The organism is Luteimonas endophytica (assembly GCF_029887875.1).
Lineage (GTDB): Bacteria > Pseudomonadota > Gammaproteobacteria > Xanthomonadales > Xanthomonadaceae > Luteimonas > Luteimonas endophytica.
On record NZ_JARXRM010000046.1, the window covers coordinates 206,291 to 228,731 of the forward strand.

Genomic DNA, 22,441 nt, shown 5'->3' on the forward strand with positions numbered 1-22,441 from the left:
CCCTCCTGCTTCGGAAGCCCCCACCATGAGCATCCCCGTCGACCACGTCGCGTCCACGCAGACCTTTGCGCTCCCCCAGCAGGCGCCGGCCTCGGCGTCCTCCTATCAGGACGGCCGTGCGGCGGGCGAAGAGATCGCCGAACTCGTCCCCGCCAACATGAAGTACAACTCGACCGAGATCCCGATGCTGGTCGATCACTTTTCCGGCGACCTGACCGCGGCGCTGGAGCAGGCGGGCAACGATCCGGAGTTCGCCGCCGGCTTCGTCGAGGCGCTCGGGCCGGAGCGCTTCTCGCGGCTGGTGGCCGCGGTCGACCAGATCCCGAACACGCAGTTCCCCGGCAGCGACCCGCAGGTCACCCGGGACACCACCGAACTGCTGCAGTCGCTGGCCGTGGCGCTCGGTGCCGCCACGCGCAGCCCGCAAGGCGCGATCGATGCCGCGTTCGTGCGGGAGATCGCCAGTCACAACGGCTTCGTCGCCGACGGCGGGCTCGACCCGGAGCTGGCGGCGATCCTGCTCAACGGGGGCGACTACACGCCGCAAACCGCCGCCGAACTGGGGGCGCACGTGTTCCTGGAGGGCGAGCCGCCGCAGATCATGGACCGCCCGGAAGGCAGCCTGCCGGTGCCGGCGCATCGCGAGCCGCTGCTCAAGCCCGCCGGCCACGATGTCGGCTGGGACAACACCGGGGCATGGGCCACCGCCTTGCACGGCATCCTCCGCAATCAGGCCGCTTCCGAGGTGCTGGCCATCCGCGGCGACGGCCCGCACGACGCCAGCGTGGCCGAGCGCCTGCTCGACCCGGGCATCAAGCCCGACAGCCTCACCGTGATCTCGCCGCTGGTCGGTGCCGTGCTCGATACGCCGCGCACCAACCTGGCCACCAATCCGAACGACCAGGCGGCGATCGCCGCGGTCGAGTCGCTGGTGCTGGCCAGCCACGCCCACAACGGCCGCGTCGGCGATTGGGCGCAGGCGCCGCTCGGCCAGCTCTACATGACCTATCCGGGCGAGATCCTCAACGTCGGCGAAGGCAGCGCCGCCTTTCCGGCATCCAGCTCCCCGCTCGGCGAACGCCTGGCCGGGCTCGGCGCCGAATATTCCGGCGCGGGCGCCAACCTGATGACGGCGGCGCTGGGCGCCGACGGCACCCCGCCGCTGCGCCTGGACCAGCCGCAGGGCGCGCCGCCGTTCATGGTGCCGGCCGAGCGCTACGACAGCTGGGAACAGGCGATCCACGCCGCCACCGACCACTACCGCGCCCAGGTGCAGGACTACGGCCCGCCGCGCGAGACCGACGTGCAGGGCGCGCCCTACATCGACCTGGAAGACCTGGCCGACGAGATCGCCGACATCGACGCCGAGCTGGTGCAGGCGCAGTTCGGCGCCAATGCCATTGCCGCCACCGATGTCGACAACGACCACCAGGCCAGGCAGGACGCCGTGAACGTCATCAGCGACTACATCGGCTTCGGCATCGGCCTGGGCACCGGCGGCGCCTCGCGCGCGGCCTTCGCCACCGGCTACAACACCCATGTCGAAGGCGCGCTGCTCGAGGCGCTGTGGCCCACCAGCAACGCCTCCCAGGTCTTCGAGAACGAGGTGCCCGGCTTCGCCCGCGAGCTGGTGGCGGCGCAGACGGTGCAGATCGTGGAAGCCGCGGCGAGAAGCGGTGCGGTCGAGCTGCCGGAGTCGCTGCGCGATCCCGACACCGGCGGGCTGCGCACGCCGGCCTCGGACGCGGACGGCGCCCAGTTCGCCGAGGACCTGGCCGGCTTCGTCGCCGGCAACCCCGCCCTGCAGCAGGCCGTCGACCAAGCCGCCAGCAACCTGATGGCCCGCGTCAACGCCCTGCGCGCCGGCGACTACCGCGGCGGCGGCTGACCGCCGCGCCAGACGGGTTTCGAAAGCGGGGTCGGGTTTGCCCGCCCGGCCGAGCGATCCGCTCCGCTACGCCCCGTTCGTCTCTCGCGCCCCCGCCGCCCCGGCCAGCTGCGCCTCGATCCGCCGCAGCGCATCGCCGCTCGATGCGGTGCGCCGCGCAACTTCCGCCACCACGGCGCGCTTGTCGTCGAGCAGGCGCTGCCGCCGTGGCGAGTCCGTGCCGCTCCTCGCCTCCTCGATGGCCTGCAGCATGCGCAGCAGGACGGCGGTGTTGCCGTGCGCGTTCTCCAGGATCTGATCGAACGTGAGCGCCAGCAGGCGCTCGAACCCCGGCCCCGCCGGCAGCACGCGCAGGGCGCCGCCGTCGCGGATCGGGCGGGGCTCGATGCGGCGCCCGGCCAGGCGCCGCAGGATCAGCGAGAGATAGTCGAGGCTGGTGATCGCGGTGGTGGTGTCGTTGATGCCGGGCGAGAGCGCCTTCAGCGCCACGTCGACCAGCTGGCGGATGCCGAAGGCCACGTCCTGCTCGATGGTGCGGTAGGAGTCGATGGCGAACAGGCTGGCCAAGCAGCGCCTGGCCTCGTCGTCGGGCGGCTCGCCGGCGCCGATGCAGGCGATCGGCAGGTCCGGACTGGCGAAATCGCCGAGGCTGCGCTCCATGCGCACCGCCACGCCGCGCTCGCGCGCGAACGCCAGCAGCGCGTCGCGATCCAGGCTGACGATGTAGCCCATCTGCGGCGCCGCCACCGGGTGCCAGCGCAGGCCGCCGTCAGGGTCGCGCTCGGCCGGGGTGTCCTCGCCTTCCAGCGCGTCGGGGAAGACCCGGTCGATCGTGGCCAGGGTGTCGGCGGCGATGCCCCGGGTGATCTGGCCGGACTGGATCGACGCGGCCACGTGGTGAATGAAGAAGACCAGGTAGGCCACCGCCACCAGCGCCAGCGCCAGGCCGGCGGTCACCGCCACCAGCGGCACGAAGTCGGCGCCGTCGTCGCCGCCGATGGTGCGCATCACCCCCAGGCAGTAGGCGAACACGCCGAGGAACACGCCCAGCACCATCTGGTTGCCGCGGTCGCGCATGAAGTTGCGCAGCACCCGCGGGGTGTACTGCGTGGACGCCTGCGCCAGCGCGACGATGGTGATCGAGAACACCACCCCGGCCACGGTGATCATGGAGCCGGCGATGGTGGCCATCAGCTGGCGGGCGCCGTCCGCATCCACGATGGCGAACAGCGCCGGCCAGCGTTCGCCCGGTCCGCTGCCGAGGTGGTGGTCCAGCGCGATCAGCCCCGGCGCCAGGGCGAGCGCCGCCAGCACCATCAGCGCGGGCAGGAACCAGAAGCTCGACCGCAGGCGGACGGCCAGTTTGCCCAGGGCGCCGCTCGACATCCGGCTGGCCATGCGACCTCCTCGGTGGGGCGGAGCAGGGTGACGAGCCGCCCGTGCAGGGGGTGCGAAACGGTCGTGGCGCGGGCAGGTTGCCGGGCGGCTGCGCGGGACCGCTGCCGCCCGGACGGCAGGAGGCCCCGCAAGCGGGGCCTCCTGGTGAAGCAGGGTTGGTACCGCTCGGGGGCCGGCCGGATCAGCGTCCGTCGCGGTCCGCATCGCCGGGGATGGCGCGTTCCACGCGGTGCCAGGCGGCGCGGGTGGCGTTGCGGGCGTCGTCCCAGTCCAGGCGCGAATCGCCGCGGTCGCGTTCGTACTCGGCGCGCAGTTCGGGTTCGGCCTCGTCGAAGCTGCGGTCGGCGAAACGCTCGCGGGCCTGGTAGCCGGTGCGGTAGGCGGGCGCGTAGTCGTCGTAGCCGAATTCCTTGTTGTGGTACGGCTCGTTCTGGTAGTTCTCGCGCCAGTAGGTGTCTTCGACGGTGGGGTTCACCTTCTCGCCCACGGCCTTGCCGCCGAGGCCTCCCGCCACCGCGCCGACGGCGGCGCCCACCGCGGTGCCCACGGGGCCGGCGACCGAACCGACCGCGGCACCGGCCACGCCGCCGGCGGCGGCGCCCACGCCGGTGCCCACGGGGTGTGCTCCCGGGGTGCCGGTGATCGGGTCGCGGTTGGCGTCGTGGTCGGGGTCGTGGCTGGTGTCGCGGTGCAGGTCGCGATTCTTGTCGTTGGTCATTGCGATGCTCCTGGTTGATCGGCTGTCTGCCGATCGCCAAGCTGCGTTGCGCCGCGTGAGCGGTGCGTGTTGCGGAGGGCGGGCGCGCTGAGCGACGCACCTGCGGTTTAGCCAGGTGCACGAATCGTTCTTGCGGCGTGACCCGGCCGTCAAGGCGGGCGGCGCATGCGGACTCAGAACGCCGCCTGGCCCGGCAGCAGCGCGCGCAGCTCGGCGTCGGTCAGGTTGCGCCACTGGCCGGGCTTGAGGTGGGCCAGCTTGACCGGGCCGATCCGCACCCGGACCAGCCGCTTCACCCGCAGTTCGAAGTGCGCCGCCATCAGCCGGATCTGGCGGTTGAGGCCCTGCACCAGGGTGATCCGGAACCCGAACTTGCCCAGCGGGCCGGTCCGGCAGGGCAGGGTGAGCTGCCCGTGGACGGGGACGCCGCGGGCCATGCCGCGCAGGATCTCCTGGGTGAGCGGATGGTTCACGGTCACCAGGTATTCCTTCTCCAGCTTGTGCTCGGCGCGCAGGATGGCGTTGACGATGTCGCCGTTGCTGGTCAGCAGGATCAGGCCTTCCGAATCCTTGTCGAGCCGGCCGATCGGGAAAATGCGCTCCCGGTGGTCGACGAAGTCGACGATGTTGCCCTTCACCGCGCTCTCGGTGGTGCAGGTGATGCCCGGCGGCTTGTGCAGCGCGATGTAGACGTGGCGGCGCTTGCCCGGGGCGGCCGCGCGCGGCTGCAGCGGCTGGCCGTCGATCATGACCAGATCGCCCTCGCCGACCTCCGCGCCGACCCGCGCGCGCTGGCCGTTCACCGTCACCCGGCCGGCGCCGATCAGGCGGTCGGCCTCGCGCCGCGAACAGGCGCCGGTGTCGCTGATGTGCTTGTTCAGGCGCATGGCCGGGGGCGCCGCCGGGGTCGCGAAGGGCGCGCAGTCTGGCAGATCGGCCGGGCGCAGTCATCGCACCCCACGGGTCCGGCGACGAGGGAACGCCGTGCCCAGGTCCGGGTGCGTTGGCCGTGACCTCTCATGCCTGGCGGGCGCGGCCGCTTCATTTTGCCGACACCTCTCTCAGGTAACCCACGGTGAGCGCGGTGAGATGCAGCTTCAGTCTCTCGAAGTCTCCACGATCGCCGCCCGCTTCGATGGCCGCCCGTGTGGGCGCCACGATGGAGCCGACCAGTATTCTGCTGACCAATGGCGCCTGCGTGAAACTAGCGTCGCACGCCGTGACCAGCATTTGCTGGACGGCCTGCGCGCATCGGATCGATTCCTCTCTTACGATGGCGTCGGCATTGACGGCTGCGGAGGGCAAATAAAGCGCTCGCGACACTTCCGGCCTGCGCGTCTTGGCATCGACGAACGCGGACATCATCGCCGCGCACATCTCGCGAATGTCGGTTCCGTGTGCCGCCCGGCAGGCCTGGATCGTGGCATCGACCACCTCGCCCACGTGCCGCTGGACCACGGCAGCCAGCAATGCGCGCTTGTTCGGGAAGTACTGATAGAGCGAGCCGACGGAAACTCCCGCCCGGTCGGCAATCTGCACGGTGGTGATGGCTTCGAGCCCGTTGGCGAGCAGAACCTGAATGGTCGCCTCGAAAATAGCGTCGATGGTCAAGCGCGAGCGTCGCTGCTGGGGCTTTTTCCGGGGGTCGAGCGAGTCGGTTCGCTTCCGCTTCATATGCGAATAGTCACGGGGCGCCGGGTCTGCCTAAGATACTTCGCATGCGCAAACCGGAATACCGCGGAGTCATCGCCCTCACGCTGGCCGGCCTGTCGTTCGCCGCCCCGGGCTCGGCGTGTGAGCCCCCCGCCGGCTTTGTCGATCCTCCCCGTCCCGATATCGCACCATTCGAAGAACTGCTGAGCGTCACGGAAGAGAACGTCATCGACCAGCCCCTCGCAGCGGTCATGCGGGCCGCCAACCGGCCGCTGCGCATCGACGCGACCGAGCATTTGGCCGGCGTCAGCGGCACGTACAGGCTTTCGGAGGGCCCCTACGGCAGCGTCGGCGCACGCAGACTCGTCTGCAAGACCGACGGCTCCCATGCCGTCGAAGAAGTACTGCTTACCGAATCCAGCGACGCCGGGTCACGCTTCAGGTATGTGGTCTGGAACTACACCAGCCCGAAATTCCGCGACGTGGCGTATGCCGTGGGTGAGTTCGTCCGCACGCAACCAGCGCCGGACAGGACCCTCGTCAGCTGGACGTATCGATTCGCGCTCCGCGACGGGCTCGGCAGCGAAGACGAGTCGCGTTTCCGGAAGACGTTTCTGGAACGCGAGTTTCCGGAGTGGATGCGTACCCAACTGGACAGGAAACCCGCCGAAAGCGACGCCCCACGCACTCGGTGACCGGTGAGCACGATGTCTCGGCTTCGCGGCCGCAGGCCAAGCAAAAGACCCCGGGCGTCGCCGCCCGGGGTCCCGGTGTCGCTGGTGCGATGCAAGCGTCGCTGGACGGTTACTCGACCTGGACTTCCTCGGCCTGCAGGCCCTTCTGGCCCTGCGCGACCTTGAACGAGACCTTCTGGCCTTCCTGCAGGGACTTGAAGCCGCTGCCCTGGATGGAACGGAAGTGGACGAACAGGTCGTCGCCGCTCTGCGGGGTGATGAAGCCGAAGCCCTTGGCGTCGTTGAACCACTTGACGGTACCGGTCTGACGATCGGACATGGTGTTACTCCTTGGATCAATTGAGGGAAGCACGGCCCGCGAAATGCGGTGCCGGGACTGTATCGAGCAAGGGGTAGCACGAAGCGATGGAGTGGATCGTCTGGAAAGGCCGGCAACGGCCCTGGAACCGGTGATCTACCGCATCGGAGCCACGATGTACCGTGATCCCGCTTTGAACAGTGGCTGCACTCTACAGCACTTTCGGGTCCGGCCCCGCATTGGCCCCCTCGCCCGGGCCCGGCCGTGACTTCCGGAGGGTGGCGCCGGCGCCGCCATGGGGGATGATCCGCGGCATGTGCAGCCCCTGCTACGAGACCCGCCACGACGCCGGCGGCGCCCTGGCCACGCACCGTCACCGGGCTGCCTACGTCGCGCTGGTGGTCGACGGCAGCCACGTGGAATGCAGCGTCGACGGGGCCTGGGACTGCGAGCCCGGCACCCTGGTGGTGCATCCGCCCTGGCACGCCCACGGCAACCGCTTCGGCCGCGGCGGCGCGCGCGTGGCGAACGCGCAGCTGCCCGGGCCGGTGTGGTGCGGGACCGGCGCATTCCTCGCCCCGGATGCGCGCGAGGCGCGCGAGCTGCTGCTGCGCGCGCCGCAACACCTGCCCGCGCTCCTGGAGGCGTCGGCGCCGCTGCCGCGGCGGCCGCTGCAGCGCTGGCAGCCCGCATTCCTCGAGGCGCTGGCGCGCGACGACCGGCCGGTCGGCGAGATCGCCGCGGACCTGGGCGTCTCGTTCGCGCATGCCAGCCGCAGCTTCGCGCGCAGCCACGGCCAGGCGCCGCAGGCCCTGCGCGGCGAGCTGCGCTGGCGGCGCGCGCTGCTGGCCCTGGCCGGCGATGCGCCGCTGGCCAGTATCGCCACGGGCGTGGGCTACGCCGACCAGAGCCACATGACGCGGGCATTCCGCCTGCGCACCGGCGCGCCGCCGTCGCGGCTGCGCCGGCAGCTCAAATCCGTTCAAGACGGCGCCGGCGCGCGCCTGCTGCAATCCCGGGCCTGACACCAACAGACCGGCCGCCAGCGTGGCGCCGGCCGCGAACGGGAAGCCCGCGATGCGTCCACAGATCCTGTCCCTCTGCCTGTGCCTTTCCCTGTCGGCTGCCCAGGCCGCCGCGCCGCCGCAGAGCAGCCCGGCCGCGCGCGCGGCGCTCGACGCGGCCAACGGCGCCATCCTGCGCGGCGACTCGCGGCGCGCGGTGGAGCTGCTCACGGCCGCACCGGCCGGCGGCTTCCACGGCGCCGACCGCGACCAGCGCGCCTGCATGCTGGGCCGTCTCGACCGGGCGCGGCCGCCGTGGCTGGCGGACCGGATCGAGGATCCGTTCGTGCGCGACGTGCTGGACGCCTACCGGCGCTACTGGTGGCACGCGCTGGCGGCCCCGGCCGAGCGTGCCGCACTGGAGGACGCGCTGCTGGCGCGGCTGCGGGAGCTGCTGGCGGCGGCCGGCGGTGCAGCCGATGGCGAGGGTTTCGATGGCGCCGAAAGCGCGCTCATTCCCGCACTCCGCGAGCGCGGCTACCACGCCCTGGCCGGGCGCACCGCGCCGCTGCGCGAACTGATGCTGTGGCGCACCCAGCGCACCCGGGAGTTCGACGTGGCGCTGCCCGGGGGCAGCCATCGCGTCGCGGTCGACCTGCTCGACGATTTCGTCTCGCTGGGCTGGTCCGGCTACGCGCGCTGCGACTACGGTTCCAGCGGCGGCTGGGCCACCGCCGAGCGGCTGTTCGCGGTGATGCCGGGCTACCCGGACGGGCTGGACAGCGAGAAGTTCAGCGTGGTCTTCCTCGGCCACGAGGCCCAGCATTTCGCCGACCAGGGGCGGTATCCGGGATTGCAGGCCTGGGAGCTGGAGTACCGCGCCAAGCTGGTCGAGCTGGTGCAGGCGCGGGAGATGAGCGAAAAGCGCCTGCGCGGCTTCATCACCGCGCAGGGCGACGATCCCGACACGCCGCACCCGTATGCGAACAGCCGGGTGGTCGAGGACCTGCGCGCCAGGCTGGGCGAGGCGCCGGACCAGGTGCCCCTGGCGCGCCTGCAGGCCGCCGCCCGGCAACTGCTGGCCGAGGACACCGCGCGCCGCGAGCGCGAGCGCGCCGATCCGGGGACCGAACCGGACGGTTGAGGGCGCGGCGCGTGCCGGGAGATCTGCCGGCATCCGCCTGCCGTCCGCTCCCGGCCAGCGCGCGGTGCGCGCTCGGTCCCGGCCTATCCGCCAGCCGGTGATGCCGGGGTTGGGGAAGGCGCCGGCGGAAACACCAGCGACTGGTGCACCTGCGCGCCCGCCCATGCGCCATCGCCCACGGCCAGCGTGACCGAGTGGGGCACGCGCGCCGCATCGCCGCATGCGAACACGCCGGCGACGGTGGTTTCCCTGTTGTCGCGGGTCTCGATCTGGGTGCCCATCGGCGTGTCCATCAGCGCGCAGCCGAGCTGCCCGGCGAGATCGGAGGCAGGCGCGGTGCGCGACGCGGTGAACAGCCCGGCGAAGCCCAGCCGCCGCCCGTCCGCGAGCACCACGTCGGCGTGCCCTTCGATCCGGGCGACCGGCGCCCGCTCGATGGCCACGCCGCGCGCGGAAAGCTCGCTTTCGGTCGCCGGATCCGGATCGAGGGCGCCGTTGCACAACAGCGTCACCCGGCCCCATTCGGGCAGCAGCCTGGCCTGGTGCAGGGACATCGGGCCGGTGGCGATCACGCCGATCGCGCCGCGGTCGAGCTCGTAGCCGTGGCAGTAGGGGCAGTGGAACACGCTCCTGCCCCAGCGTTCGGCCAGCCCGGGCACCTCGGGCAGGGCGTCGGAGACGCCCAGGGCGAGCAGCAGCCGCCGTGCGCGGTGGCCGGTGCCTTCGCCGGTGGTCACGGTGAACGCGTCCGCGGCGCCGGCCGCGGCCACCGCGGTGCCCTCGATCCAGCTCAGTGTGGGATAGCGCTCCAGCTGCGAGCGGGCGACATTGGCGATCCAGGCCGGATCGCGGCCGTCGTGGCCCAGGAACCCGTGCGAGGCGGTCGCCCGGCGGTTGCGCCGCTGCCCGGCGTCGACGACCAGCACCCTGCGCCGGGCCCTGAGCAGCTGCAGGGCGGCCGCCATGCCGGCGTAGCTGCCGCCGACCACGATGACGTCGTGGGTCATGCCACGGTGCTCCTTTTGTTTGCCAGGCGGCGCTTGTGTGCCTTGTGGCGCCGCGCGAACTCCGCGGCCAGCTGGGCCAGGGACACCGAGGCGAATCGCTCCATCAGCAGCGCCTCGGCCTCGTCGAACGCATCGGTCAGCGCCGCGTTCACCACCTGTTCGACCAGGCAGGCCGGGTGTTCGCTGCGATGGCCGACCGCGAACAGCGCCGGCTCGCCGAGCGCCTGGTGCAGGTCGCGCAGGGTCACGGTGGACAGATCGGCGGTGATCGTCCAGCCGCCGGCAGGGCCGCGCCCGGCGGCGACCAGCCCGGCCTCGCGCAGCAGGCCCATGGTGCGCCTGACCACGACCGGGTTGGTGCCCAGGCAGCGGGCCAGGGCATCGGAGGTCATCGGTCCGTCGTGCCCGGCCATGTGCAGCAGCGCGTGCAGGACGGCGGAAAGGCGGCTGTCTCGCTTCATGTAACTAACGATGTTACAAATAGCTTCCCTCGTCAAGTGCGGAAGGCATGCATGGCCTCGTTCGATGATCCCGCCGCGGTCGCCAACTACCTCGCCGGCCCCGTCGCCAAGGTGCCCGGGCTGCTGGCGCTGCACCGGATGGCGGAACTGCTGCTCGCCGAGGCGGTGCCCGGGGCCGGCCGCGTGCTGGTGCTCGGCGCGGGTGGCGGGCTTGAGCTCAGGGCGTTCGCCGCGGCCCGCCCGCAATGGCGGCTGGTCGGCGTGGACCCTTCAGCCGCGATGCTGGCGCTGGCGGCGACCACGCTCGGCGATCTCGCGCCGCGGGTCGAGCTGATCGAGGGGTATGTCGATGCCGCGCCGACCGGGCCGTTCGATGGCGCCGCGTGCCTGCTGACCCTGCATTTCCTGGAGCCGGCAGAGCGCCTGCGCACCCTGCGGGCGCTCCGGCGGCGCTTGCGCCCCGGCGCACCGCTGGTCGTCGCGCACCACAGCTTCGACACGACCGACGCGGGCAAGCAACGCTGGCTCCGGCGCTATGCCGCGTTCGCTTCGCCCTCGGGCACCCTGGACGCGGGCGCGGAGGCGGCGATCGCCGCGATGCGCGCGCGGCTCCCGGTGATGGCCCCCGAGGCGGAAGTGGCGCTGCTGGAGGAGGCGGGATTCGCGGGGGTCGAGCTGTTCTACGCCGGTTTCACGTTCCGCGGGTGGGTCGCCTACCGCGCGTAGCGGCCCGGCCGGTTCGCGTTGCAACTGCATCCCATTCTCATTTAAGATTCCCGGGTCGGACGTCAGCCTGCCGCCGCGTCCCTCGCGACCCGCTCAGGGTCCCGTTTCCTGGGGAAGATCCCGTGCGATACCTCCGAGCCCACCCGGCCGGGCCGCGCGTGCCGGTGTTGGCGGCTTGCCTGCTCGTGGCCTTCCAGGCCAGCGCCCAGGCGCAGCACCCACGGCAGGCGCCTTCCGGCGCCGCGCCGGACCTGCAGACGCTGGACGAGATCGTGGTCCGCGGCGAAAAGTCCGAGCGCTCGCTGCAGGACACCGCCGCCAGCGTGGCCGTGTCGACATCGGTGAAGATCGAGCAGGAGAATCTGCTCAGCCTGTTCGACATCCTCAACCGGACCGCCAACGTCTCGCAGATGTACGGCGATCGCGGCTTCACCATCCGCGGCATCGCCAACGAGGCCGGCGCGCCCAACCCCCTGGCCACCATCTACGTGGACGGCGCGGCCCTGCCCAGCCAGGTCAGCGACGTGGGGCCGACCGACCTGTGGGACATCGCCCAGGTGGAGGTGCTGCGCGGTCCGCAGTCGACCATCCAGGGCGAGAACGCGCTGGCCGGCGCCATCGTGCTGCGCACCGAGGACCCGACCATGGACTGGAGCGGCCGCGCCCGGGTGCTGCTGTCCGATCCGTCCGACCGCCGGGTCGCCTTCGCCGGGGGCGGCCCGCTGGTGGCCGACGAGCTGGCGTTCCGGGTGGCGGTCGAGGACCGTTCCTTCGACGGCTTCGTCGACAACCCCACGCGCGGCGTCGGCGAGGACGAACGCGAATCGACGATGGCGCGCGCCAAGCTGCTGTGGACGCCAGGAGGCATCGAGGGGCTGACCGCGAGGCTCACCTACACCCGCGACGACCGCCAGGGCCCGTACATGTACGCCTACTCGCGCAACGACGTGCCCGACCACTACGACCACCGCATCAACACCTCCGACTACCCGGGCGGCTCGGATGCGCTCGGCCGGATCGCCACGCTGGAGGTCGATCACGTGCTCTCCGGGCGCTGGTCGGTTTCGGCGGTGACCGCCTGGTCGGACACCGACATGCGGCGCAGCTTCGACACCGACCTGAGCGAGCGCCCGGAAGCCTACGGCGACACCGACGAGCAGTACGGCACGGTCTCGCAGGAACTGCGCGTGCACTACGCCGGCGACCGGCTGCGCGGCCTGGCCGGCCTCTACGGCTCGCAGCGCGACATGGACAACGCCAGCGTCAACCGCACCAACGTGGAGACGCCGGTGGCGACCATCGCCGCGGTGCTGCAGGGCGCCGGACTGGATGCCGCGACCGCGCAACAGGTCGCCGGACTGTACGCGCAGGCGGTGCCGGTGATCCCGGTCGACTATGCCAGCGACGGGCGTTCGCGTTCGCGCAACCTGGCGCTGTTCACCGACTTCGAGGTCGACCTGGGCCGGCGCCTGGCGCTGCTGGGTGGTCTGCGCTACGACCGCGAGGAGTATCGCTTCGGCGCGGTGGCCAGCGCGGACTTCGCCGGGGTCCTGCCCGAGCCGGCGGCCTTCGGCGAGGCACTGGCGCCGGCCATCGCCGGCATCAACCAGGCCGTGCTGGGCATGGTGCAGCAGGCCAACAGCCTGACCCCGGAATCCACGCGCGACTTCACCGCCTTCCTGCCGAAGCTGGGCCTGCGCTACGCGTGGACCGACGACGTGTCCACCGCCCTGGTGGTCCAGCGCGGCTACCGCTCCGGCGGGTCCGCCTTCAACATCGCGCGCGGGCGGAACTTCGCATACGACCCGGAGTACACCTGGAACGCGGAGCTGTCGCTGCGCTCGCGGTGGCTGGACGATGCGCTGACCCTCAACGCCAACCTGTACTACATCGACTGGGAGGACAAGCAGGTCACCGCACGGTTCGGCATCAACGACTACGACTACCACACGGTCAACGCCGGCAAGGCGCACCTGTACGGGTTCGAACTCGAGGCCGGCCACCGCGTCGGTCCGGGCTTCGACTGGTACGCCTCGCTGGGGCACTCGCGCACGCGCTACGACGAGTTCGAGACCATCCTCGGCGCGGAGATCAACGACTACACCGGCTCGGAGTTCGCGTATGCCCCGCGCTGGACGTTCGCCGTGGGCGCCAACGTCCACCTGGGCGACCACTGGGTGGCCAACCTCAACGCCAACCACCGCAGCGACGTCACCCCCGACATCGGCGGCGATGCGCGCCGGTTGCCCTCGCGCACCCTGGTGAACGGCCGCTTCGGCTACGAGGCGCTGGACTGGAGCGCCTACGTCTTCGTCAGCAACCTGTTCGATCGCGGCTACACCCAGTACGCCTGGTCGGACGACAGCCCCAACGTGATCCTGGGCGCGCCGCGGGTGGTCGGCGTCGGCTTCGACTACCGCTGGTGAGCGCCGTGGCCCGCGCATGAGCAGCCTCGCGTATCTGCTGCCGGCCACGGCCGCCGCCGTGGCGTTCTACCTGGCGAGCGCGCACCAGCGCCTGGCACCCGCGCTGCGCGCCCGGACGCGCGCGCTGCGCGTGGCCGCCTGGGCGGCGACCTCGCTGTCGTTGGCGCTGGCGCATGCGCAGCTGGGGGCGTGGGCGGGCGCCTTCGCGGCGCTGACCGCGCTGATGGCGGGAATGGTGGCGCTGCCCTACCTGGATGCCTGGTGGCAGCTGCGCCGGGGCGGGCCGCATGTGGGGTAGGTCGCTGGCCGCGGCGTGCCTGGGCCTGCCGCTGACGGTCGGCATCGTCGGGCTGCTGGCGCTGCACTGGCCGGGCGCGCTGACCCGGGTGACGCTGCCGTGGCTGCTGATGTCGTTTCCGATCTGGATCGCGGCGATGAGCGCGGCCTTCCTGTTCCGCTCCGGGCTGCGCGCGTGGCTGTGGCTGGGGGGCGCCACGCTGTTGTGCTTCGGGCTGATCCACCTGTCGCGGACACTCGGCTGGGCCGCGGAACTGCCGGCATGAAGGCGACCACGCTGCGAACCTTCCTGGCGCTGCACACCTGGGTCGGACTGGTGGCGGGCATGGGCCTGTTCATCGCGTTCTACGCCGGCGCGATCACCGTGTTCGTGCACGAACTGCAGGGCTGGGAGCGCCCGGCGGAAGCCACGCCGACGCGGGCGCAAGGCCTCGCCGGGGCGCAGGTGCTCGTCGACCGGGTGCTCGCGCGGCACCCGGAAGCCGGCCACAACTTCTACGTCACCCTGCCGGGCGAACACGGCCCGCGCCCGCTCCTGTACTGGTTCGACGAGGCGAGCGCCCGGCAGTACCGGTTCGGCATGGAGGGCGGGACGCTGCGCCAGGCGCCCGCGCGCGCCGGCTTCGTCGAGTTCGTCTACGACCTGCATTTCACCGCCGGGCTGCCGCGCACGTTCGGCATGTATCTGTTCGGCGTGTTCTGCGTCCTGTACGGGCTGGCCCTGGTCAGCGGGGTGGTGATCTACGCGCCCGGGTTCTTCAAGGATCTGTTCGCGCTGCGACTGGGGCGCAACGTCAAGCGGTTCTGGCAGGACGCGCACAACGTCGTCGGCATGCTGTCGCTGCCGTTCCACGTCGTCTTCGCATGGAGCGGCGCGGTGCTGACGATCGGCTTCGTGCTGCTCGCGCCGTTCCAGGCCCTGGTCTACCAGGGCCGGTTGCTGGAGATCCTGGAGTCCGATTTCGAGGTCGCGCCGCATGTCGCGCCGGCGGGGGAGGCCCGCCCGATGCTGCCGGTGGCGGAGCTGGTGCGCCGCGCCGAACGGGCGTTGCCGGGCATCGCGGTGGAGAGCCTGTCCTACCACGACGCCGGCGATGCGAATGCGCAGGTCGCGCTTTCCGGCGCGCTGCCGCAGCGACGCCTCAACGGGGTGGGCGTGGTGGCCCTCAACGCCGCCACCGGCGCGGTGATCGAGGCGCTGCCGCCCGCCGAATACCCGCCGGGCATGGCGTTCCTCCGTGGCCTGCAGCACCTGCACTACGGCGACTTCGGTGCGATGGCGATCAAGTGGCTCTATTTCCTGCTGGGCATGGCGGGCGCCTTCCTGTTCTACAGCGGCAACCTGCTGTGGATCGAGGCGCGCCGCAAGCGCCGCGAGGTCCGGCAGCCGCGGCGCACGCGGGTCATGGCGGCGTTGACGCTCGGCGTGTGCCTGGGCTGCGTGGCCGGCGTGTCGGCCGTGTTCGTGGCGGCGGCGCTGCTGCCGGCCCTGGCCGCTTCGTCGGTGTACTACGCGGTCTTCTTCCTGTGCCTGGGCTGGGCGCTGCTGCGGCGCCCAGCGGACGCCGCCAACGAGCTGCTCTGGGCGTGCGCGTTGCTGACGGCGGCCGTTCCGGTCGGCGGCGCGATCGGTTCCGGCGATACCCTGTTCGCGGCCTTGGTGCACGGCCATTGGCACCGGTTCTTCATCGACGCCACCGCGCTGCTGATGGCGGCCGGGTTCTGGCGCATGGCGGCGGCGGTGCGCCGACGCGCCCGCGCCGGCGACCCCCACAGCGTCTGGGCGAAGCCCGGGGCGGAGGCGGCCGGCAGGGGCGGGCGGGAGACGGCCCCGCGCTGACGCGAGCCGGTCCTGTCAGCCCGCCGCCCGGAGCTCGGCGAGCAGCGCGCGCGGCGTGGCGCCGGCGATGGCGTGGAACTCGGCGATCAGATGCGCCTGGTCGAAATAGCCTGCCGCAGCGGCGATGGCGGCCCAGTGCGTGGTGCCGTCCCGGCGCGCGGCGGAGAGGGCCCGGTGGAACCGCGCGAGCCTGGCGAACGCCTTCGGGCTCACGCCGACGGTTTCGCGGAAGATGCGCCGGAGATGGCGCTCGCTCACGCCCAGGGCGCAGGCGACGCTGCGCACGCTGCCGTCCGCCAACCGTGCTGCGGCCTCCGCGGCCAGCCTTGCATGGGATCCGGGCGCGGGCGCCGCGGCGATGCGCTCGGCGATCGCGCGCTCCAGCATCGCGGCGGCCGCGGCCGTGTCCCGGGCGCCGGCGAGCCGCTCGCGCAGCCGCCGCGCCGCCGCCTCGCCCCACAGGTCCTCGAGTGCGACCACGCGCCCGGCGAGCGCCGCGCCGGGCGCGCCGAGCGCCGCCTGGTGGGTGCTCAGGTGCAGCCGTGCGAACACCGCGCGCTGCCCGCCGGGCACCACCTTCCGGTGGGCCTGTTGCCGGATCCCGAGGGCATGGGCGTCCAGGCCATCGCGGGCCGAAGGCCCGATGCGGACGACCAGCTGGATGTTCGGGCGCGGAATGGCGACCCGCGGCAGATCGCGATCGGATTCGTGCACCAGGAGCGCCGCCAGGGCGGGCGCCGCCGCCGCTGGGCCGGCGCGGTGGCGGTACGGGCGCGTGTGCATGGACGGATTCTGGTCGCGGCACAGCGCCCACGCAAGGCTGGCCGTTTTCTCCAAGGCATGCCGGTGGCCCGGCGCTAGGCTTGCCGCATGAAGACGATCCTGGTGACCGGTGCAACCGGAAAAGTTGGAAGCCGACTCCTCGGGCGTCTCGCCCGCCGCGGCGATCGCCTGCGCGCGCTGGTCCGCGATGCGGCGCGCGCCGCCTCCCTGCGCAACGCGCAGGTGGCGCTGGTCGAAGGAGACCTGCTGGATGCCGGTTCGCTGGAGGCCGCGGTGCGCGGCGTCGACGCCGTGGTCCATTGCGCCGCGTTCTTCCGCGGAGCCACGCCCGAGCAGGCACACGCGGTGAACGAACTGGGAACCCGCTACCTCGCCGAGGCCGCACGCGCGGCCTCCGTCGGCCGGTTCGTGTTCACCAGTACCGGCTTGGTGTACGGACCGGGAAACGGCAGCGCCGCCCGCGAGGAAGACGCCTGCGCGCCGGTGGACGCGTATCCCTCGAGCAAGCTCGCCGCCGAGCGCCTGCTCCTGGCCATGGACGGCCTGGACGTGCGCGTGGTCCGGCTGCCGTTCGTGTATGGCGACGGCGATCCGCATATCGCGGAGGTGGTGCCGTTGATGCGCGGCTTCCCGCCGGGCCAGCGCATGTCGATCGCCCACCATGCGGACGTCGCGCAGGCGATCGCCTGCGTGCTCGACGCGCCGGCCCCCACGCATCGCATCTACAACGTGGCCGCCGACGAGGCTCCCGACCTCGCCGCGCTGTTCGCGGCGGTGGGCGAATCACCGCCCGATGGCTCGCAGGCGGAGCGCGCGCGGGCCTTCGCCACGGTGCTCGACGGCAGCCGCATCCGCGAGGACTTCGGGTTCAGGGCGCTGTACCCGCGCCTCGCGGACGGGATCCGGGCCGACGGACCTGGCGGCTGAGTTCGGCCGGCAGCGCAGGCGCTGCCGCGTGGCGGGCCGCTGCGCCGCGCCTCAGGCCTCGTTGCCGTCGCGCGCCCGGACGCTCAGGTCGCCGTCCGCGCCGACGTCCACCGCGACCTCGATCGGCCGGCAGCAGACCTGGCAGTCCTCGACGTAGCGCTGCGCGCCGGCCGAGCCGTCGACGGCGAGCTGGATGGTCTCGCCGCAATAGGGGCAGGCGATGTCGACGAAGTCCATCGTGTCCTCCTCAGCGTGCCGGCCGTTCGGGCTCGATTCCCATCGCCTCGCGGTAGCGCAGGGTCAGGGCCTGCACCTTGTCGAGGTAGTGGCGGGTTTCCGGGAACGGCGGCACGCCGCCATGCACCGCCACCGCGCCCAGCCCGGCGTTGTAGGCCGCCGCCGCCAGGGTGCGGTCGCCGTCGAACCTGCGCAGCAGCATCCGCAGGTGCCGCGCGCCGCCGTCGATCGATTGCGCCGCGGACAGCGGATCCTCGACCCCGAGTTCGGCCGAAACCGCCGGCATCAGCTGCATCACGCCCTGCGCGCCCTTCGGCGACACGGCGCCGGCATCGAAGCCGCTTTCGGCATGCGCGATCGCGCGCAGCCACGCATCGTCGACGCCGGTGGCGCGCGCCGCGGCGCGGAACTGCGCGTCGAAGGCGTCGATGCGCGGCGCCCCGACGCGGCCGAGGCCGGGGTGCGCCGCCTCGCCCGGCGGGGTCTGCACGGTGAACTTCAGGAGCACCCGCGATCCGGGCAGGTTGCGGGTCGAATAGACCAGCTCGCCGTCCTGCTCGCGCTCGTACAGGGTGCCGCTGAAGATGCCGAAGTTGCCCCACAGGTTGGCGGGCTTGCCGGGCGTATCGGCGACCTCGTGCGCCTCGCAGCGCGAGCCCGGCTCGGGGGCGGTGGCCAGGCTCACGGTGCCGTCGCGGACGCAGCGGTGGATCGTTCGCGTCGCCGCCGGCGCCGCGCCGCCGTACGCCAGCAGCAGCAACGCCGCCCACGTCGCGACCACCCGGATGCCGGGCAGGGGCCTGGCGGGCGACGCCTTCCGGCCGCCGGTGTCCGCGCGTTCGGCTGGTGCGGCAGTGTCGGGACGCTTCATGGATCCTCCAGCGCCCACTATCGGCCCCGCATCCGCAGCCTGGGGTGAATCCCTGCGATCATGCGCGCATGACCACGCCGCTCCCGTTCAGCTCACTTGCCCTGTCGCCGGCGCTGCTGCAGGGCGTCGACGCCCTCGGCTACACGGCGATGACGCCGGTGCAGGCGCAGTGCCTGCCCGCGATCCTCGACGGCCGCGACCTGGTCGCGCAGGCGCCCACCGGCAGCGGCAAGACCGCCGCGTTCGGCCTGGGGCTGCTGTCGCGGCTCGATCCCGGGCGTAGCCAGACCCAGGCGCTGGTGCTGTGCCCCACGCGCGAGCTGGCCGACCAGGTCGGCAAGCAGCTGCGCAGGCTCGCCACCGGCATCGCCAACCTCAAGCTCTCGATCCTGTGCGGCGGCATTCCGCTCGGCCCGCAGCTGGCCTCGCTCTCGCACCCGCCGCACGTCGTGGTCGGCACGCCCGGCCGCATCCAGGAACTGGCGAAGAAGCGGGCGCTGCACCTGGGCGAGGTCCGCACGCTGGTCCTGGACGAGGCCGACCGCATGCTCGACATGGGCTTCGAGGATGCGATCCGCGACATCGTCGCGCGCGTGCCGAAGGACCGCCAGGGGCTGCTGTTCTCGGCCACCTTCCCCGACGCGATCCGCGTGCTCGGCAATGCCATGCTGCGCGACGCGCTGGAAGTGAGCATCGACGGCGGTGCGCAGCCGGCCGCCATCGAACAGCTGTTCTTCGAGGTGGACCCCGCGCGTCGCGCACCGGCGCTGGCGGCCCTGCTGTTGCGCGATCGGCCCGAATCGGCCGTGGTGTTCTGCAATACGCGCGCCGATACGGTCGAGGTGGTCGGCTCGCTGTCGCACTATGGCTTTTCGGCGCTCGCCCTGCATGGCGACATGGAGCAGCGCGACCGCGACGAGGTGCTGGTGCGCTTCGCCAACCGCAGCTGCAGCGTGCTGGTGGCCAGCGACGTCGCCGCGCGCGGGCTGGACGTCGAGGATCTTGGCGCGGTGATCAACTACGAGCTGCCCACCGACCCCGACACCTACCTGCACCGCATCGGCCGCACCGGGCGCGCCGGCCGCGAGGGGCTGGCGCTGAGCCTGTGCGCGCCGCGCGAGCTCCCGCGCGCCAAGGCCATCGAGGAACGCCAGGGCCGGCCGCTGCGCTGGGTCCCGCTGCAGCCGCTGTCGGGCAGGGCGGGCGACGTGCCGGCCGCCGCCATGGCCACCCTGCGCATCGACGGCGGCCGCACCGACAAGCTGCGCGCCGGCGACATCGTCGGCGCGCTCACCGGCGCGGCCGGGCTGCACAAGGACGCGATCGGCAGGATCGACGTGTTCGCCACCCGCAGCTACGTCGCCATCGCCCGGCCGCAGGCGGCGAAGGCGCTGGCTGCGCTGCGCGAGGGCAGGATCAAGGGACGCAGGTTCCGCGTCAACCGGCTGTAGGCAGGCGCGGCAGCGGAAGGCGGCACACGCCTATGCCATCTCGCAGATCAGTTCGCCGAACGCGGTGGATGCGGGCGTCTTGCCGCCGCTGCTCCAGACCAGCGAGAAATCGATCTCGGGCAGCGGCGGCAGACCGTACCGGCCGTCGATGATCCTCATCCCGGCCTCGAGGTCGTCATGGGCGATCGCGGTGATCGCCAGCCCCGCCAGCACGGCGGCGTGAATGCCCTCCTGGCTGTGCGAGGTGAAGACGATGTGGCGCTCGATGCCGGCCTCCTCCAGCGCGCGGACGCCTACCTGCCGGTGCACGCACGGCGGCGGGTAGAACGCGAACGGCAGGGGTGCCCCGGGTGGCGGCTCGAAGGTGGCCGCGGCCACCCAGACCAGCCGCGTCCGCCGCAGCGGTCGTCCCGGCGCGGCCCCGGGGCCAGGCAGCGAGATCACCACCGCCAGGTCGAGCTCGCCGGTCCGGATCAGTGCCGGCAGGTCGAGGTTGGCGCTGATGCTGGCGTCCAGCCGCACCGCCGGGAAGTCGCGCGCAAAACGGCACAGCAGGCGCGGAAGCCGTTCGCCCATGAAGTTTTCCGGGGCGCCGAAGCGCACCGTGCCCGACAGCGGAGACGGGCGGAACCGCCGCGCCAGCGCGTCGAACGAGTGGAGAATCCGCTGCGCGTGCCGGAGCAGTTCCTCGCCGTCCTCGGTCATCGCCAGGCTGCGCGTCGTCCGCCTGAGCAGGCGCCGGCCGACCTGTTCCTCCAGGCGCCGGATCTGGTGGCTGACGGCAGACTGGGTGAGGTGTTGGCGCTGGGCCGCCCGGGTGAAGCTGCCGGTATCCGCCACGGCGACGAAGGTGCGCAACAGGGTCGGGTCGAGGTCCATCGCGGGTGGATAAATGACGTTGATTAATGATAGTCGAGAAATTAAATCATTTCCGTCATCGGAAGGTCTTGCCGAGAATGCCGCTCCCCGTTCGAAGCGCGCCTGCGCTGCCCGGAGCCATGGCCACGACACGCGCCAGCCACGACACGGCCGCCTTGACGGCCGTTTCCCTGTCCTCGCTGATGTTCGGCCTGGAGATCTCCAGCGTGCCGGTGATCCTGCCGACGCTGGAGCGCCAGTTGCCTGCGGACTTCGCGCAGATGCAGTGGATCATGAACGCCTACACGCTCGCCTGCACCTCGGTATTGATGGCGGTCGGCACCTTGGGCGATCGGTACGGCCGCAAGCGCATCTTCGTCGCCGGACTGCTCCTGTTCGGGCTGGCCTCGCTGGTCTGCGGGCTGGCGGACAGCGCCTGGACGCTGGTCGCCGCGCGCTTCCTGCAGGGCGCAAGCGGCGGCGCGATCCTGATCTGCGGCACCGCGATCCTGTCGCACCAGTTTCCCGCCGGCCGCGAGCGCGCGCGCGCATTCGCGGTGTGGGGCGTGGTGTTCGGCGTCGGCCTGGGCTTCGGACCGATCATCGGTGGCGCGATCGTCGCGGTGTCCAGCTGGCGTTGGGTGTTTCTGGTGCAGCTGCCATTGATGGCGGCGACGCTGCTGCCGCTGCTGGCCGGGGTGCGAGAATCGCGCGATTCGCGGGCCAGGAAGCTCGACGGCCTGGGCATCGTGTCGCTGTCGCTGGCGGTGTTCGGGCTGGTCTTCTGCATCACCCAGGCGCCGGGCTTGGGGCTGGCCAGTCCCGCGGCGCTGGGAATGGCCGCGTTCGCGATCGCGGGATTCGCGGCCTTCGCGTGGGCCGAGAAGACGCACCCGCATCCGATGTTCGATTTTTCGGTGTTCCGGCTGCGCGACTTCTCCGGGGCGATGGTCGGCGCGGCCGCGATGAACGTCAGTTTCTGGCCGTTCATCGTCTTCTTGCCGATCTACCTGCAGGGCGTACTGGGCTACGGTGTCTTCGCCGCGGGCGCATGCCTGTTCGCGTACACGCTGCCGGCGCTGGTGATGCCGCCGGTGGCCGAGCGGCTGAGCTTGCGCTACCGCGCGGGGCGGGTGATTCCAGCGGGCCTGGGAGTGATCGGCGCCGGCTTCCTGCTGATGCGGGCCGGCGGCAGCGCCGCGCACGCCGGGTGGGCGACGCTGCTGCCCGGCCTGCTGCTGGCCGGCATCGGACTGGGCCTGACCAATACGCCGGTGACCAACACCACGACCGGCGCGGTCCCGGGCGACCGCGCGGGCATGGCATCGGGCATGGACATGAGCGCGCGCTTCATCAGCCTGTCGATCAATATCGCGATCATGGGATTCATCCTGCTCGCGGGCGTCCATTCCAGCCTGCGCGACGCGTTCGGCGGCCAGGTCGGTGCCGAGCGCCTGCGCGCTGCGGCGGAGAAGGTCGCCGCCGGCGATCCGTCCGCGCTGGAGCGCGGGGCGGGCCTGCCGCCGGGACCGGCCGCCGCGGACGCGGCGCATGCCGCCCTCGCGCAAGGCTTCGATTGGCTGATGCTGTACGCCGCCCTGGGCGTCTGGCTGCTCGCGGCCTTGAGCCTGGGGATCTTCCGGCAGCGGGAACCGAGGGAATTGAACGTTTCGGTCCCTTGATGCCTGGAGTGATGCCTGGAGCCTTCTTGCCGCTTCCGCGGCTGGCACGACCAATGGCACGTTTCCCGGGCCACCGC

23 protein-coding genes are annotated in these 22,441 nt (G+C 72.1%); 12 read left to right on the plus strand and 11 right to left on the minus strand.

All coding sequences use genetic code 11. From position 1 onward, the window contains the following. The first annotated feature begins 25 nt into the window (after positions 1-25). Positions 26-1,888 carry a hypothetical protein gene (locus QFW77_RS18555; RefSeq protein ID WP_280576360.1) on the plus strand — a complete coding sequence of 621 codons (1,863 nt, stop codon included), beginning with the start codon at positions 26-28 and terminating at the stop codon, positions 1,886-1,888. Between the two features lie 66 nt (positions 1,889-1,954). Here the strand turns inward: QFW77_RS18555 and QFW77_RS18560 are convergent, their stop codons facing one another. The 4 genes from QFW77_RS18560 to QFW77_RS18575 all read right to left on the minus strand — a co-directional run bounded on the left by QFW77_RS18560 (position 1,955) and on the right by QFW77_RS18575 (position 5,615). Then, positions 1,955-3,286, minus strand: a complete 1,332-nt coding sequence (locus QFW77_RS18560) for a DUF2254 domain-containing protein (protein WP_280576361.1) — start codon at positions 3,284-3,286, stop codon at positions 1,955-1,957. 181 nt (positions 3,287-3,467) lie between these two features. Continuing rightward, the gene (locus tag QFW77_RS18565) at positions 3,468-4,004 is read right to left on the minus strand and encodes a glycine zipper domain-containing protein (protein ID WP_280576363.1); all 537 of its coding nucleotides are present in this window, start codon (positions 4,002-4,004) and stop codon (positions 3,468-3,470) included. Between the two features lie 173 nt (positions 4,005-4,177). Next, a complete protein-coding gene (locus QFW77_RS18570; RefSeq protein WP_280576364.1) occupies positions 4,178-4,891 on the minus strand; it encodes a pseudouridine synthase in 714 nt (237 codons plus the stop codon). Between the two features lie 154 nt (positions 4,892-5,045). Beyond that, positions 5,046-5,615 carry a TetR/AcrR family transcriptional regulator gene (locus tag QFW77_RS18575; RefSeq protein WP_280576365.1) on the minus strand — a complete coding sequence of 190 codons (570 nt, stop codon included), beginning with the start codon at positions 5,613-5,615 and terminating at the stop codon, positions 5,046-5,048. Positions 5,616-5,722: 107 nt separating this feature from the next. Here QFW77_RS18575 and QFW77_RS18580 point away from each other — a divergent pair, with 107 nt between their 5' ends. Next, positions 5,723-6,352, plus strand: coding sequence for a hypothetical protein (locus QFW77_RS18580; RefSeq protein WP_280576366.1), 630 nt, complete (start codon positions 5,723-5,725; stop codon positions 6,350-6,352). Between the two features lie 109 nt (positions 6,353-6,461). Here the strand turns inward: QFW77_RS18580 and QFW77_RS18585 are convergent, their stop codons facing one another. After that, positions 6,462-6,671, minus strand: a complete 210-nt coding sequence (locus QFW77_RS18585) for a cold-shock protein (RefSeq protein WP_280576367.1) — start codon at positions 6,669-6,671, stop codon at positions 6,462-6,464. A gap of 293 nt (positions 6,672-6,964) precedes the next feature. On the opposite strand from QFW77_RS18585, the gene QFW77_RS18590 reads away from it, so the two are divergent. Next, complete coding sequence (locus QFW77_RS18590) at positions 6,965-7,675, plus strand: helix-turn-helix domain-containing protein (protein WP_280576368.1); 711 nt, start codon at positions 6,965-6,967, stop codon at positions 7,673-7,675. A gap of 52 nt (positions 7,676-7,727) precedes the next feature. After that, positions 7,728-8,798 carry a hypothetical protein gene (locus QFW77_RS18595; protein WP_280576369.1) on the plus strand — a complete coding sequence of 357 codons (1,071 nt, stop codon included), beginning with the start codon at positions 7,728-7,730 and terminating at the stop codon, positions 8,796-8,798. A gap of 83 nt (positions 8,799-8,881) precedes the next feature. Here the strand turns inward: QFW77_RS18595 and QFW77_RS18600 are convergent, their stop codons facing one another. Both QFW77_RS18600 and QFW77_RS18605 read right to left on the minus strand, forming a co-directional pair. Then, complete coding sequence (locus QFW77_RS18600; RefSeq protein WP_280576370.1) at positions 8,882-9,805, minus strand: NAD(P)/FAD-dependent oxidoreductase; 924 nt, start codon at positions 9,803-9,805, stop codon at positions 8,882-8,884. Continuing rightward, a complete protein-coding gene (locus tag QFW77_RS18605) occupies positions 9,802-10,266 on the minus strand; it encodes an Rrf2 family transcriptional regulator (RefSeq protein ID WP_280576371.1) in 465 nt (154 codons plus the stop codon). The genes QFW77_RS18600 and QFW77_RS18605 overlap by 4 nt, the downstream gene beginning before the upstream one ends. A gap of 51 nt (positions 10,267-10,317) precedes the next feature. On the opposite strand from QFW77_RS18605, the gene QFW77_RS18610 reads away from it, so the two are divergent. The 5 genes from QFW77_RS18610 to QFW77_RS18630 all read left to right on the plus strand — a co-directional run bounded on the left by QFW77_RS18610 (position 10,318) and on the right by QFW77_RS18630 (position 15,555). Further along, positions 10,318-10,992 (plus strand): class I SAM-dependent methyltransferase, encoded by a 675-nt coding sequence (locus QFW77_RS18610; protein ID WP_280576372.1) that lies wholly within the window; start codon positions 10,318-10,320, stop codon positions 10,990-10,992. Between the two features lie 122 nt (positions 10,993-11,114). Next, positions 11,115-13,418 (plus strand): TonB-dependent receptor, encoded by a 2,304-nt coding sequence (locus QFW77_RS18615; protein ID WP_280576373.1) that lies wholly within the window; start codon positions 11,115-11,117, stop codon positions 13,416-13,418. 16 nt (positions 13,419-13,434) lie between these two features. Further along, positions 13,435-13,716, plus strand: coding sequence for a hypothetical protein (locus QFW77_RS18620; RefSeq protein ID WP_280576374.1), 282 nt, complete (start codon positions 13,435-13,437; stop codon positions 13,714-13,716). Then, a complete protein-coding gene (locus QFW77_RS18625) occupies positions 13,706-13,981 on the plus strand; it encodes a hypothetical protein (RefSeq protein ID WP_280576375.1) in 276 nt (91 codons plus the stop codon). The genes QFW77_RS18620 and QFW77_RS18625 overlap by 11 nt, the downstream gene beginning before the upstream one ends. After that, a complete protein-coding gene (locus tag QFW77_RS18630; protein ID WP_280576376.1) occupies positions 13,978-15,555 on the plus strand; it encodes a PepSY-associated TM helix domain-containing protein in 1,578 nt (525 codons plus the stop codon). Before QFW77_RS18625 ends, QFW77_RS18630 begins: the two co-directional genes overlap by 4 nt. 15 nt (positions 15,556-15,570) lie before the next feature. On the opposite strand, the gene QFW77_RS18635 is transcribed toward QFW77_RS18630, so the two are convergent. Continuing rightward, positions 15,571-16,338, minus strand: a complete 768-nt coding sequence (locus QFW77_RS18635; protein WP_280576377.1) for a helix-turn-helix transcriptional regulator — start codon at positions 16,336-16,338, stop codon at positions 15,571-15,573. Between the two features lie 87 nt (positions 16,339-16,425). Between QFW77_RS18635 and QFW77_RS18640 the strand changes: the two genes are divergently transcribed. Further along, complete coding sequence (locus QFW77_RS18640) at positions 16,426-17,265, plus strand: NAD-dependent epimerase/dehydratase family protein (RefSeq protein WP_280576378.1); 840 nt, start codon at positions 16,426-16,428, stop codon at positions 17,263-17,265. Between the two features lie 51 nt (positions 17,266-17,316). On the opposite strand, the gene QFW77_RS18645 is transcribed toward QFW77_RS18640, so the two are convergent. After that, on the minus strand, positions 17,317-17,502 hold the full coding sequence (locus QFW77_RS18645) for a CPXCG motif-containing cysteine-rich protein (protein ID WP_280576379.1): 186 nt from the start codon (positions 17,500-17,502) through the stop codon (positions 17,317-17,319). A 10-nt stretch (positions 17,503-17,512) separates the two neighbouring features. Next, a complete protein-coding gene (locus QFW77_RS18650; protein ID WP_280576380.1) occupies positions 17,513-18,373 on the minus strand; it encodes a lytic transglycosylase domain-containing protein in 861 nt (286 codons plus the stop codon). Between the two features lie 68 nt (positions 18,374-18,441). Here QFW77_RS18650 and dbpA point away from each other — a divergent pair, with 68 nt between their 5' ends. Beyond that, positions 18,442-19,824: an ATP-dependent RNA helicase DbpA gene (gene dbpA / locus QFW77_RS18655; RefSeq protein ID WP_280576381.1), complete on the plus strand. Its 1,383-nt coding sequence runs from the start codon at positions 18,442-18,444 to the stop codon at positions 19,822-19,824. 30 nt (positions 19,825-19,854) lie between these two features. On the opposite strand, the gene QFW77_RS18660 is transcribed toward dbpA, so the two are convergent. Continuing rightward, positions 19,855-20,703, minus strand: a complete 849-nt coding sequence (locus QFW77_RS18660) for a LysR substrate-binding domain-containing protein (RefSeq protein WP_280576382.1) — start codon at positions 20,701-20,703, stop codon at positions 19,855-19,857. A 119-nt stretch (positions 20,704-20,822) separates the two neighbouring features. On the opposite strand from QFW77_RS18660, the gene QFW77_RS18665 reads away from it, so the two are divergent. Further along, positions 20,823-22,364 (plus strand): MFS transporter, encoded by a 1,542-nt coding sequence (locus QFW77_RS18665; RefSeq protein WP_280576384.1) that lies wholly within the window; start codon positions 20,823-20,825, stop codon positions 22,362-22,364. Positions 22,365-22,441: the final 77 nt, after the last annotated feature.